The sequence below is a fragment of the Micromonospora sp. NPDC048930 genome (genome assembly GCF_043197935.1).
Lineage (GTDB): Bacteria > Actinomycetota > Actinomycetes > Mycobacteriales > Micromonosporaceae > Micromonospora.
Map to the genome: position 1 here is coordinate 178479 of NZ_JBICUB010000008.1, position 12269 is coordinate 190747.

The window sequence follows — 12269 nt, forward strand, 5'->3', positions numbered from 1 at the left end:
CTGCGGCCGCGGGTCAGAGCGGGTCCACCAGCAACCGGTAGTGCTCCTGGAAGATGCGTCCGCCGCGTCCGCGCAGCAGCGGGTCGCGCAGCGCCGGCGGCACGTCGCGGGTCCGGTTGCGGTCCCGGGTCCGGTCCCGCACCCAGCGGGTACGCGGCCGGCGGCGGCTCTCGTACGCGATCAGCGCGGCGTCCACGCTGCCGGCGGCCTTGAGCGACTCGGCGAGCACCACCGCGTCCTCGAGCGCCATCGCGGCGCCCTGGGAGAGGGTCGGCGCGGTGGCGTGGGCCGCGTCACCGACGAGCAGCACCCGGCCGTGGAACCAGCGCCCCAGCTCGACCTCCTCGGTGAGCTCGGCGTGCACGTGCTCCAGCGCGGCCAGGACCTCGGGGACCGGGCCGCCGTAGTCGCCGAACAGCTCGCGCAGCCGGGCGAGCGGGTCGGCCGGAAGGTCGGTGCCGGCCTCGTCGGCGTAGCAGTGCAGCCGGCCGGCCCCGATCGGCACCACGAGGAAGCCGGCGCGCTGGCCGAGCAGCGCCGTCCAGTCGGCGACCCGTGGCCCACCCCGGACCACGGCCCGGTAGACCACCTGGCCGGCGGTGCGGGGCGGCCCGCCGAGCGCGGCCAGGGTACGCACCGCGGAGCGCGGCCCGTCCGCGCCGATGACCAGGTCGTACTCGGCGGAGGTCCCGTCGGTGAAGCCGACGGCGACGCCGCCGGGCAGGGGCTCGACGGTGCGGACCTCGGCGCCGTGCCGGACCGCGCCGCCGGCCCCGGTGAGGAGCACCCGGTGCAGTTCGGCGCGGGGCAGCGCCCGGCACTCCCCCACCCCGGCCCACAGGGCGTCGAGGTCGACCTCGCAGAGCGGCGCGCCGGCGGCGTCGAGGAACCGCTGCCGGTGGATGACCTGGCCGAGCGGGCGTAGCGGGCCGTCCAGGTCGAGCCGGCGCAGCGCCCGCGCCGCGTTGCCCGGGAGATAGAGGCCGACGTCGGTGCGCTCGGTGGGCGGCAGCTTCTCGGTGACGTCGGGCCGGAACCCCGCCAGCCGCAGCGCCCGGGCCACGGCGAGACCGGCGATGCCCGCGCCGACGACGAGGATGCGCAGGGGGGAGCCACCCATGGTGGTGTACGCCTCCGGAGGGGTTCGGCACGCGTTGGAGGCAAGACACTACTCGCGGCAACCGGCCCACGGTAGACCCCATCGGCCCGGGCGCGGCAGTCCCTCGGTGTGTGGGACCGGTCCCACGGGCGGGCGTCCCACACCGGCCGGATGACGCCGAACGGCGGGTCGGGCAGCGCCCGACCCGCCGTTGGGGTCTCCGTGTCGGCGACCCGGACGGGCCGCCGACCCGGGTGGGTCACTCGGTCGGCGCCGGGTCCCGGACGACCTGCGCGTTGTACAGCGCCCGGACCTGGACGTCGGTCATCGCGCCCTGGTAGGCGGCGACGTCGTCGACCGTGCCGAACAGCGGGCTGTAGTTGCCCCAGCCGCTGCCGACCCGCAGCGGGCCGTTGGCCTGCCAGGGCTGCCACGCCGAGTTCAGCGCGAGCGTCTTCACCACGTCACCGTCGACGTAGAGCTTGATCTCGCGGCGACCGACGTCCAGCACGCCGACCACGTGGTGCCAGGTCTCGTCGAGATCCTGCGCCGGTGCCGCCGCGATGGTCGCGCCCGTGCCGCCGTCCGGGGTGGCCCCGTCCTTGAGCATCTTGAACTTCCACTCACCACCGTTGTCGTTGCCGTAGTAGAGGTAGAAGCCGTTGTTCACCGTCCCCTCCTGCGCCAGGACCATCTGGTAGCGGTCGGTGACGTCCAGCTTCACCCAGGCCGACACGGTGAACGACTGGTCGGTGCGCAGCACCGGGGTGTACTGCCAGTTCGTGTAGGTGTTGCCCTCGGCGTCCGGCCCGCTCACCCCGTTCTTGTACGCCGTACGCGCCCACTCCTGGGTCGCCTCGCCCGATCCGCCCTGGTCGGGGTAGTAGGCGCCGTCCAGTGCGAGGCCGTTGTCCCGGTTGCCGGCGGCGTTGGGGTCCGCGCCCCGCTGAAGTGCCAGCCAGCGTCCGAACTGGGTGCCGTCCATGGCCTCGCAGGTGTCAGCGAGGTCCTGGATCCAGCACTGCGTGGCACCCTCGAAGCCCCACTGGCCGACCAGGGTCGGGGTCAGCATGCCCGGCTCGTCGAAGCCGCCCGACTCCGGGTCCGGCGCGAACGCCCCGGTGAAGTCCTCCTCCACCAACACGCGGTCGTAGACCTGCACGTCGACGATCGACCCGTTCCAGTACTTGTCCTTCGACCCGCCGACGAAGCCGCGGCCCACCGCGAAGCCGCCGGTGGCCTGCCACGGCGTGGCCGGTCCGGCCGACTCCATCGCCGGCTGGTCGTCGACGTAGAGGCGGATCTTCCCGGCCGGCTTGTCGAAGACGCCGACCAGATGCACCCACTTGCCGACCTCGGTGGCCGCGATCGGCTGGGTGGCCGCCCGGGTGCCGCTGGACTGGGCCGAGTTGTCCTTCATGCCGAACGACCACTTCGCGACGGCCGGCGAGCCGACCATCCGGGTGCCGAGCTGGAAGCCGGCCGCGTCGGTGCCGTCCTGGACCAGGGCCACGGTGTCGGACGTGGGCATCGCCCCCAACCGCACCCAGGCCGCCACGCTGAACGACTGGCTCGTGTTGATCACCGGCTTGGCGGTCTCCGCCGCGCTGGTGGTGCCGTTCATGGTGGCGGCCGTCCCGCCGAGCAGGTGGGTGTCGCTGGACCAGGTCACGTTGCTGGCGGTCAGCGGGGTGTCGTTGACCAGCGGACCGGTGCCGTCGGTGTCACCGAGCGCGCTCTGCGAGTCGGCCAGGGCCTGGGCCTGGGTCTGGCCGGGGTAGGTCTCCAGCCCCCACTTGGCGACCGCCGGGCTCGGCCGGCCGACGGTGAACTCGGTGCTGCCGAAGCCCTCGTTGAGGGTGCCGTCGATCGCGGAGGCGTACAGGATGTTCAGGCCGTACTTCGGCGCGGTCAGGGTCACCGTGGCGGCTTTGCCGCCGGTGACGGTGGTGGCGGGCACGCTGGTGGTGGCCGCGGTCCAGCCGTACTTGAAGCTGGTCACGTCGGTGGCCGTCGAGGAGATCTTGAAGGTGCCGGGCTGGCCGGGGCCGGCCGGCGGGGTGACCACCGTCACGGTGACCGGCGGCACGGTGATGTCCGCCTTGAACTGGCACCATGCGCCCCAGCCACTCCACTGGTAGTAGGGAGCGGGGTCCTGGGCGGTCACCCGGAACGCGTAGGTCTTGTCCTTGGCCACCGTGACCGCGGCCGTGGTACCCCGTCCGTTCGCGGGTGCCGAGATCCGGGCCGGTGCCGCCAACCGGGTCGGGTAGGTGTCGGTGACCGTGCCGATGCCGCCGGAGGGCACCTCGATCCACTCGTACACGCCGAGCAGCGCCTGGGTGGTGTCGGCGTCCGGGTAGATGGCTGAGAAGGTCGGGTTGAGCGTGCCGATGGTGCTCACCCCGGAGGTGGCGCAGGCGATCCCCGCGATCTGGAGGTTGTTCGGCTTACCCGGCCGCGAGTCGTAGTCGACGATCAGCTTGGCCTTGCCGGGGGTGAACTTCTTCCACCGGTCCTGCGACGTCTCGTACTGGCCGTCGGAGTTGCACGCGCAGAAGCCGACGGTGATCGTGTTCCAGCTACCGTTGGCCGCGGTCTGCACCTGGCTCTTCACGTTCGAGCCGGTGAAATTCATGATCATGTCCGGCTGCGGGGAGTCGGAACAGCCGGTGCCCTTGTTCGCGTGCCCCTCGGCCGAGTCCAGCCACGACTTCAACGTCATCCCGGAGAACGACGCCTTCATCGTCGCGTTGATCACCGGGGTCAGGTACATGTGTGTCCAGGTGTTCGAGCACGACCAGGAGTGGTACAGGTTCATCTGCACGTACGCCGAGTAGATGTACTTGCCCTTCAGCGACACGCTGCCGTTGGTGGTCGGGAACTCGAAGTACGACCGGAACCGCGACCCGGTACACGGCCCGTCCGGGCTGTAACCGACCCGGGCGACCGAGTAGTCGGTGTTGGTGCACCCGTCGCTGGTCGCGTACGCCCACTTCGACTTGCCCACCGACCACGCCGGGTCGATGTACAGCGGATAGGTGGCCCCGGCCAGCAGCTTCGCGTCCGGCACGAGCCGCAACTCGCCTCGGCTCACCCGCGTCTGCACCGCGGCGGTGCGCGCGCCGTCGCCGGCCGCCACCGCGTCCGACCGCGCCACGTTCACGTCCTGGCCGGCCAGCCTCGCCCGCGTCGGCAACGACGAGTCCCACATCACCGCCGGGTGGGACCGCGCGATCCCCAGCGCGCCCGCCGTCGCCGACAGCGACCCGTCGCGCAACCGCGACACCGTCACGTCACCACCGGTCTTCAGCAGGATCTCCCGCACCGCCGGGTTCGCCGCCGCCTTCGCGCTCCGCACCACCAGCACGTGCGTGAAACCGGTGCGGGTCGCCCGGACCACCAGATCCACGTCCGGCAGCACCCCCGGGTACGTCGCGGAATCCCCTGACACCACGGGCGCGGGCAGCTGCCCCGGCCACGAGAACGTCAACAACCGACCGGCCCGTTTGAGCGTGATCAGCGGCCGGTCCCCGCCGGCGGAGAACGCCACGTCGGCCACCGACGCGGCCGGCCGCAGCAGACCGTCCGCACCCGCGCGCAGGGACAGGTCCACATCCACCCACGAACCGTCGGACCGCCGGGTCCGCTGCGGCTCCACCGCCGACTCCATCTGCATTCGCCCGTCAGGCTGGGCGATGACCTGGGTGTATTCCGACCGGGAGGACCCGACGGCCACGGGTCGGCCGCACGCGGCGGCGGTCGCCACCGCCTCCCGTTCAGATGTCTTCACGTCCGCACAGACCGGCGCGGCGGCCTTGGCGGTCGTCGGCGCCGGCGCGGCCACCGGGACCACGCCGGCGGCGGCCAGCGCAGCGATGGTCAGTCCGGCCAGGCGGCGCCGCCTCGGGCCGGGATTTGCTCTCCTGCTCCGTTTTTTGGGCAGGGTCCAGCGAGGTGCCATGTGCACTCCCCCGTGTCAGGCATCGAAGATCAGCGACACAGTATGGGGCCACCCGATGAGGGTCAATCACCCGTTCAGCGGGGGTACGGAGCGTGGCGCGCGGACGCGTCGGTCCCCGCTCAACGCGGCCGCGAGGACACGGAACGTCAACACCGGAGATCGACTTGACCGGTGCGGTTGCGCAACGGTTTCAACCATGTAAATGTGTTGCTCTGAACGTGGGAGCGCTCCCGCACGTAATCTCCCACCCGTCCCCCGGCGCCCCCGCGCCGCAGCCAAGGAGCATCATGAAGCGTCCACTGAGGGCCATCGTGGCCGCCGGTCTGCTGGCCGCCGGCTCGATCGTCGCCGTCATCCTCGGCGGCAACGCCTCCGCCGACACCCAGATCTGCGACCAGTACGGCTCCACCACCATCGGCGGCAAGTACGTCGTGCAGAACAACCGCTGGGGCACCACCGCCCAGCAGTGCATCAACGTCACCTCCACCGGCTTCTCCATCACCCGGCAGGACGGCGTGGGGAACACCAGCGGCGCGCCGGTCTCGTACCCGTCGATCTTCGTGGGCTGCCACTACACGAACTGCTCGCCCGGCACCAACCTGCCGGTCCAGGTGAAGAACATCAGCAGCGCGCCGGGCAGCATCAGCTACAACTACGTCAGCGGCGCGATCTACGACGCCGCGTACGACATCTGGCTCGACCCCACGCCGAAGAAGGACGGGGTGAACCAGATGGAGATCATGATCTGGTTCAACCGGCAGGGCTCCATCCAGCCGATCGGTTCCCCGGTCGGCAATGCCAGCATCGCCGGCCGGACCTGGGAGGTCTGGCGGGGCAGCAACGGCTCCAACAACGTCATCTCGTACCTGGCCCCGTCGGCGATCACCAGCATGAGCTTCGACGTCATGGCGTTCATCAACGACACCCGCAGCCGGGGTGCGATCACCAGCGACTGGTACCTGACCAGCATCCAGGCCGGCTTCGAGCCGTGGCAGGGCGGCGTCGGCCTCGCGGTCAACTCGTTCTCGCAGAGCGTCAACACCGGCGGCACCAGCACCCCGCCGCCGTCCACCACCCCGCCGCCGCAGACCAGCAGCCCGTCGCCGACCACGCCGCCGCCGGGCGGCTCGGGATGCTCGGTGAAGTACACCGCGCCCAGCGTCTGGAACAACGGCTTCACCGCCGACGTGCTGATCACCAACACCGGCTCCGGCACCATCAACGGCTGGACGCTGACCTACAACCTGCCCTCGGGGCAGACCGTCACCAGCGCGTGGAACGCCACGGTGAGCCAGAGCGGGTCCGCGGTGACCGCCCGGAACCTCAGCTACAACGGCACGCTCTCGCCGGGGGCGTCGACGAGCTTCGGCTACCAGGCGACGCTGAGCGGGACGTACTCCTCGCCGACCAGCTTCTCCCTCAACGGCGTGGCCTGCACCCGGGCCTGACCGGAGGCGAACATGGGGCGCGGTCCGGGAGGGCCGCGCCCCGTACGCGCTCAGCGACGTCGCCGCCGGGACGCCTCGTACGCCAGCCAGTGCAGCACCTCGTCGCGCCGACGCCGGGGTACGCGGGGCAACCGGCGCAGTTCCGCCACGGACACGTCCAGATGGCCGTACCCGATCTCCCGGCCGGCGGGACCCATCAGCTCACCGCCGGCGGGAAGCATGACCACGACGCACTTCCAGCTGGGAACCGGGGACGTCTCGTGGGTGTGTGGGAAGAGCAGATACTCCCGGTCCGCCTCGACCGGCAGGTCCCTGACGCGTCGGCCAGAGCCGCTCGCCAGTTCGGTCTCGACCAGCTCACCGAGCTGAGCGGCGCTCACCACGCGGACCGCGGCCGGCACCGGCCACCCCCACCTGGATCGGACGGTCCGGAGATCCCGCAGGCGATCGAACACCGTCGCACAGTAACCGCTCGGCTCAGCGCCAGCGCCCTCGCCTCGGCCCCCCTCCGGACGAGTGCGCGGATCGGCGTGTACGGGCCGAAGGCACCGAGCCTGAGCCGGCAGCGGTCAGCTACCACCCAGGGCGTCGATGTCGCGCATCTCCTCCGCGGTGAGCGAGAAGCCGAAGACGTCGGCGTTGGCCCGGATCCGGTCCGGGGTCACCGACTTGGGGATCACCACGATCTCGTGGTCGATGTGCCAGCGGAGCACCACCTGCGCCGGGGAGACGTCGTGCGCCTGGGCGATGCGGACCAGCACCGGGTGGGACAGGTCGGTGGTCTTGAACGGGCTGTAGCCCTCCAGCACCACGCCCCGGTCCCGGTGGGCGGCGTGCACGTGCCGGTCGTACAGGGCGGGGCCCCAGCGGATCTGGTTGACCGCAGGGGTCTCCTCGGTCGCCTGGATCAGCTCGTCGATCTGGGCGATCGGGTAGTTGCTCACGCCGACGGTCCGGGCCATGTTCTCGTCGCGGACGGCGAGGAACTCCCGCCACACCGGGATGCTGTCGGCCGGCGAGGACGGCGGCCAGTGGATCAGCCACAGGTCCACGTAGTCGGTGTCCAGGGCGGCCAGGCTGGCCTCGATGGTCTCCCGCTCGCGGCCCACCCGGTCGGGCGGCAGCTTCGTGGTGAGGAAGAGGTCCTCGCGGCGCAGCCCGCTCTCCTTGACCGCCCGGCCGACCTCCTTCTCGTTGCCGTACATGGTCGCGGTGTCGATGTGCCGGTATCCGGCGTCCAGGGCGGCGAGCACGGCCTGGTATCCGTCCTCGCCGGTGGCCTGCCACGTGCCGAAGCCGAGCAGCGGCATCCGGACGTCGCCGGTGAGCGGGACGGTGGGCTGGTCGAGGTCCATACCGACGCTTCTACCCGGGCTGGCCGTACCCATGCCGACGGCGCGCCGGACGGCGGGGAAACGGACAGAAGCGCCGGGAACCGGGCGATCAGCCGGGGTGTGCCGCAGAATGCGGGGGTGGGCGACCGGCTGGAGGAGTACCGGCGGAAGCGGGACGCGGCGCGTACCCCCGAGCCGGTGCCGGAGCCGACCCCGCAGCGGAAGCGGACCTCCCGGCACAAACCCCGCTTCGTCATCCAGCAGCACCACGCCCGCAGCCTGCACTGGGACCTGCGGCTGGAGCACGACGGCGTCCTGGCCTCCTGGGCGGTGCCCCGCGGCCTGCCCCGCGACCCCGGCCGCAACCACCTCGCCGTGCACACCGAGGACCACCCGATGGAGTACCTCACCTTCCACGGCGAGATCCCGGCCGGCGAGTACGGCGGCGGGAAGATGACCATCCACGACACCGGGACGTACCGCGCGGAGAAGTGGCGCGACGACGAGGTGATCGTGGTGCTCGACGGGAAGCGGACGAAGGGCCGGTACGTCCTCTTCGCCACCGGTGGCCGGGGTCGGGACTGGATGGTCCGGCGCACCGACCCGGCCCCGGAGGGCTGGACCCCGATGCCCGAACTGGTCCGCCCGATGCACGCCACCGCCGGCAAGCGGCTGCCCAAGGACGCCGACGCCTGGGGGTACGAGCTGCGCTGGGACGGGGTCCGGGCGATGGCGTACGTCTCCGGCGGCCGGCTGCGGCTGCTCGATGAGGCGGACGAGGAAATCAGTGGGGCGTACCCCTGGCTGCGCGGCATGGCCGAGGCGCTGGCGCCGACCGAGGTGGTGCTGGACGGGGTGCTGGTCCGCATCGATCCCGCCGGCCGGGTCCACCGCCCGACGAAGCGGGACGGCCAGTTCCTCGCCGTCGACCTGCTCTGGCTGGAGGGCGTGACCAGCACCGACCTGCCGTACGCGCAGCGCCGCGAGCTGCTCGACGGTCTGGCGCTCACCGGGAAGCACTGGCAGACTCCGCCGTGGTTCCCGGGTGTCGGCGCGGACGCCCTGCGGACCGCCCGCGAACAGGGACTCCCGGGCGTGCTGGCCAAGCGCCTCGACTCCCCGTACGAGCCGGGCCGGCGCAGCCGGCACTGGCTGAGCATCGACGCGAGCTGAGGAGCACCATGTACCTCACGCACCTGGAATGCCCGCGCTGCGGCGTCGAACGTCCGGCGGAAAAGCTGCAGAACCTGTGCGACTGCGGGTCGCCGCTGCTGGCCCGCTACGACCTGGCCGCGGTGGCCGCGTCGCTCACCCCCGAGCAGTTCGGCCTGCGCCCGGCCGACCTGTGGCGCTACCGCGAACTGCTGCCGGTGGCCGACCCCCGGTTCGTGACCACGCTGGGCGAGGGCTGGACCCCGCTGCTGCGGGCCCCCGGGTACGGCCACGAGATCGGCATCCCGGACCTGATCGTCAAGGACGAGGGGCTGACCCCGACCGGGTCGTTCAAGGCCCGGGGTGCGGCGGTCGGGGTGAGCCGGGCCCGGGAGCTGGGCGTCGAGCGGATCGCCATGCCGACCAACGGCAACGCCGGGGCGGCCTGGGCGACGTACGCGGCCCGGGCCGGGATGGGCGCGACCATCGCGATGCCGCTGGACGCGCCGACCATCTGTCGGCGGGAGTGCCGGGCGGCCGGCGCGGACCTGCGGCTGGTGGACGGGCTGATCAGCGATGCCGGCCGCTGGGTGGCCCGGCTGATCGCCGACTCCGGCGGGCGGATCTTCGACGCCGGCACGCTGCGCGAGCCGTACCGCCTGGAGGGCAAGAAGACCATGGGGTACGAGATCGTCGAGCAGCTCGGCTGGCAGGTGCCCGATGTGATCATCTATCCCACCGGGGGCGGGGTGGGGCTGATCGGCATCCACAAGGCCCTGCACGAGCTGCGCGAGCTGGGTTGGGTGGAGGACAAGCTGCCCCGGCTGGTGGCGGTGCAGTCCACCGGCTGTGCCCCGATCGTCCGGGCGTTCGCCGCCGGGGAGCCGCGGGCCACCCCTTGGACGGACGCGCACACGGTGGCGTTCGGCATCACCGTGCCGGCCCCGCTGGGCGACGAGCTGATCCTCACCGCGGTGCGGGAAAGCGGCGGCACCGCGATCGCCGTCGACGACGCCGAGATCCTCGCCGACCTGCGCGACTTCGCCGCCCGGGAGGGGCTGCTGCTCTGCCCGGAGGGCGCGGCCTGTCTGACCGCCGCCCGGCACCTGCGGGCCGGGGGCTGGATCCGGGCCGGCGAGCGGGTGGTGGTGCTGAACACCGGCGCGGGCATCAAGTACCCCGAGACGGTGGACGTCGCCGACGTACCGATGGCGTAGGGCGGGTCCCTTCTTGACACCGGCCGGCGCTCGTCCGGCCCAGGGTCCGCGCGACCGGGACGCTGCCGGAAATCCGATGGACCGCCGGCTCGAGCCGGTCGGGGATACCACCCAGTCGACCGCGCCGCCCCGACCGACCAGGGCCCGGAGCGGCAGCCCAGGTGCGCCACCCGCTCCGAGACCCGGGCCGGTCCGGTTCAGACTGCGGTCACGCCGTGGGCGGTTCGTCCTGGCCGGCCGCCTCGGCCGCGTCGGCCTCCTCCTTGGTCCGGTGCACGGCCCCGTCGGAGTGCTCGGGCGGACCGTAGACGGTGTAGAGGACGAGTGGGTTGGGGCCGGTGTTGACGAAGTTGTGCTTCGTGCCGGCCGGTACGACCACCAGATCGCCGGCGACGACCTCCTTCTTCTCACCCGCCACCCGGGCCTCACCGGTGCCGCTGACGAAGGTGAGGATCTGGTCGATGTCCTCGTGGACCTCCTCGCCGATCTCCCCACCCGGCGGAATCGTCATGATCACCAACTGGGTGTGCTGTCCGGTCCAGAGCACCCGCCGGAAGTCCGGGCTCCGCTCGGCGACGGTCGCGATCGTGAAATGCTCCATGGCGCGGACATACCCGGTGCGTCGCCGGGTCACGCCGGGAATCGCAGATGGTGGAACTTGCCACTCGCCCCCGGTTTGAATCCCCTCTGGACGGGCATCTGGTGCGCCAAGACCGGCGTGCGCGCCGGTCGAGCCAAGTCCCCGCTGTCGTACCGCCGTACGGCTGCGGTGGTGGGAGACGGCCAGAGCGCGGCGACGTTACGACCTCGGTCGGGCGGCGCCGTGCGCTCGTGTGTGCACCCGCGCCGCGTGCTGCTGGCACGGCCCGGCGGCGCCCGCCGCCCCGCGCCGGTCAGGCGAGAACGGCCAGGTGGAAGGGGCGGTCGACGTGCCCGCCGGGGGCGTACGTCTCGACGAAGACGGCGTTGGGGATGCCGGTCCGCGGCGCGACCGCGATCGCCCCCTGCGGCGCGAGCCCGTCGCCGGAGGCGGCTCCCACGGTGCCGACGTAGCCGGCCCGGGTGACGTCCTGGTCGAAGACGACCTGGTACATGCCGGCGGCCAGCCGGGTGACCGAGGTGGCGCCGAGCCCGTGGACCAGGGTGCCGTTCGCGTTGACCACGGCGAAGAGCACCCGGGCGGTGGCCGGCAGGCCGGCCGGCCCGCAGTCGGTGACCTGGGCGTCGGCGCCGGCCACCTCCTCCACGCCCGGTACGGGCTGCCCGACCACTCCTCTCCGGGGTCTGGTGCTGGACATGGCGGTCCTCTCTGCCGACGTCGGGGGGGACGGCGGTGAGGCGTACGTGGGGCACCGGGGGCGATCGCCGGCTATCACCCTCCGTGCTCCCGAAGTTATGCCGATCCGCCGTCCACCAACCAGCCGGAGAACTGTCCGATCACGGACAGTCAATCGATCTGAGCTGCGGATATGTCGCCGGGCGGCGGTGCGGCGAGGGTCAGTCGTGGGCTTCCGCCGCCGGCACGCCGCCCACGCAGCGTAGCCGCAACTCGTGTTCCCCCTCGGCCCCGACGAAGCGAACCTTCACGTGGTCGTCCGGCCCCCGCTCGACCTCCTTCACCCGGTAGCCCTGCGCGGGCACCCAGGAGACCAGGTGCACGCCGGACGGGACGCACTCGGCCACCGCCCTGCCGCCGGGGCTGGCGAACCCGTGCCGCGCCGCGCCGGTCGTCGTGGGGCTCGGCGGGGAGGCCGTCGGGGTGGCCGTCGGGGTCGGCCCCGTGGTGGCGTCCCCGGTCGTCGGCTCCGGCGAGGCCAGGGCGTGCTCGACCTCCCGCTGGTCGCGGACGCCGCCCGGGGTGCCGGTGATGCCCGCCCCGGCCAGTTGGATCGCACCGAGCCCGACGAGCGTGGCGGCGACGGTCGCGGCCAGCCAGCCGACGGCGGCGAGGATCGGGTGACGGCCCATGTCCCGAGTCTCCCCGAGGGAACCTTGCGCCGGGCACCGGGAAACGCTAAGGGCGGGTTAACGAGGTTCGGCCCGGGTGGGCCCGCC

General features: G+C 72.4%; 10 protein-coding genes. 3 read left to right on the forward strand and 7 right to left on the reverse strand.

Annotated features, from left to right (window positions below; translation table 11 throughout):
* Positions 1 to 13: 13 nt before the first annotated feature.
* Together ACGFI9_RS22300 and ACGFI9_RS22305 are read right to left on the reverse strand one after the other, a co-directional pair.
* Entirely contained in the window at positions 14 to 1120 is a 1107-nt protein-coding gene (locus tag ACGFI9_RS22300; RefSeq protein ID WP_393180508.1) for an FAD-dependent monooxygenase, read from the reverse strand.
* A gap of 238 nt (positions 1121 to 1358) precedes the next feature.
* Entirely contained in the window at positions 1359 to 5063 is a 3705-nt protein-coding gene (locus ACGFI9_RS22305; protein WP_393180510.1) for a LamG domain-containing protein, read from the reverse strand.
* A 287-nt stretch (positions 5064 to 5350) separates the two neighbouring features.
* Here ACGFI9_RS22305 and ACGFI9_RS22310 point away from each other — a divergent pair, with 287 nt between their 5' ends.
* A complete protein-coding gene (locus ACGFI9_RS22310) occupies positions 5351 to 6511 on the forward strand; it encodes a cellulose binding domain-containing protein (protein WP_393180512.1) in 1161 nt (386 codons plus the stop codon).
* 50 nt (positions 6512 to 6561) lie between these two features.
* On the opposite strand, the gene ACGFI9_RS22315 is transcribed toward ACGFI9_RS22310, so the two are convergent.
* Entirely contained in the window at positions 6562 to 6891 is a 330-nt protein-coding gene (locus tag ACGFI9_RS22315; RefSeq protein WP_393180514.1) for a hypothetical protein, read from the reverse strand.
* Between the two features lie 189 nt (positions 6892 to 7080).
* A complete protein-coding gene (locus tag ACGFI9_RS22320; RefSeq protein ID WP_393180516.1) occupies positions 7081 to 7866 on the reverse strand; it encodes an aldo/keto reductase in 786 nt (261 codons plus the stop codon).
* A gap of 117 nt (positions 7867 to 7983) precedes the next feature.
* Between ACGFI9_RS22320 and ACGFI9_RS22325 the strand changes: the two genes are divergently transcribed.
* Both ACGFI9_RS22325 and ACGFI9_RS22330 read left to right on the forward strand, forming a co-directional pair.
* Entirely contained in the window at positions 7984 to 9018 is a 1035-nt protein-coding gene (locus ACGFI9_RS22325) for a DNA polymerase ligase N-terminal domain-containing protein (protein WP_393180518.1), read from the forward strand.
* 8 nt (positions 9019 to 9026) lie between these two features.
* Complete coding sequence (locus tag ACGFI9_RS22330; protein WP_393180520.1) at positions 9027 to 10214, forward strand: threonine synthase; 1188 nt, start codon at positions 9027 to 9029, stop codon at positions 10212 to 10214.
* 208 nt (positions 10215 to 10422) lie between these two features.
* Here ACGFI9_RS22330 and ACGFI9_RS22335 read toward each other — a convergent pair whose 3' ends face one another.
* The 3 genes from ACGFI9_RS22335 to ACGFI9_RS22345 form a co-directional block, all read right to left on the reverse strand.
* Entirely contained in the window at positions 10423 to 10815 is a 393-nt protein-coding gene (locus ACGFI9_RS22335; RefSeq protein ID WP_393180522.1) for a cupin domain-containing protein, read from the reverse strand.
* Between the two features lie 292 nt (positions 10816 to 11107).
* Entirely contained in the window at positions 11108 to 11512 is a 405-nt protein-coding gene (locus ACGFI9_RS22340; protein ID WP_393180524.1) for a hypothetical protein, read from the reverse strand.
* Positions 11513 to 11711: 199 nt separating this feature from the next.
* On the reverse strand, positions 11712 to 12182 hold the full coding sequence (locus tag ACGFI9_RS22345) for a septum formation initiator (protein WP_393180526.1): 471 nt from the start codon (positions 12180 to 12182) through the stop codon (positions 11712 to 11714).
* Between the last annotated feature and the right edge of the window lie 87 nt (positions 12183 to 12269).

Bases quoted from the DNA above. Each gene is read 5' to 3' on its own strand.
- ACGFI9_RS22340 (WP_393180524.1), bottom strand. From the start codon at position 11,512: ATGTCCAGCACCAGACCCCGGAGAGGAGTGGTCGGGCAGCCCGTACCG.
- ACGFI9_RS22335 (WP_393180522.1), bottom strand. From the start codon at position 10,815: ATGGAGCATTTCACGATCGCGACCGTCGCCGAGCGGAGCCCGGACTTC.
- ACGFI9_RS22300 (WP_393180508.1), bottom strand. From the start codon at position 1,120: ATGGGTGGCTCCCCCCTGCGCATCCTCGTCGTCGGCGCGGGCATCGCC.
- ACGFI9_RS22345 (WP_393180526.1), bottom strand. From the start codon at position 12,182: ATGGGCCGTCACCCGATCCTCGCCGCCGTCGGCTGGCTGGCCGCGACC.
- ACGFI9_RS22320 (WP_393180516.1), bottom strand. From the start codon at position 7,866: ATGGACCTCGACCAGCCCACCGTCCCGCTCACCGGCGACGTCCGGATG.
- ACGFI9_RS22310 (WP_393180512.1), top strand. From the start codon at position 5,351: ATGAAGCGTCCACTGAGGGCCATCGTGGCCGCCGGTCTGCTGGCCGCC.
- ACGFI9_RS22305 (WP_393180510.1), bottom strand. From the start codon at position 5,063: ATGGCACCTCGCTGGACCCTGCCCAAAAAACGGAGCAGGAGAGCAAAT.
- ACGFI9_RS22330 (WP_393180520.1), top strand. From the start codon at position 9,027: ATGTACCTCACGCACCTGGAATGCCCGCGCTGCGGCGTCGAACGTCCG.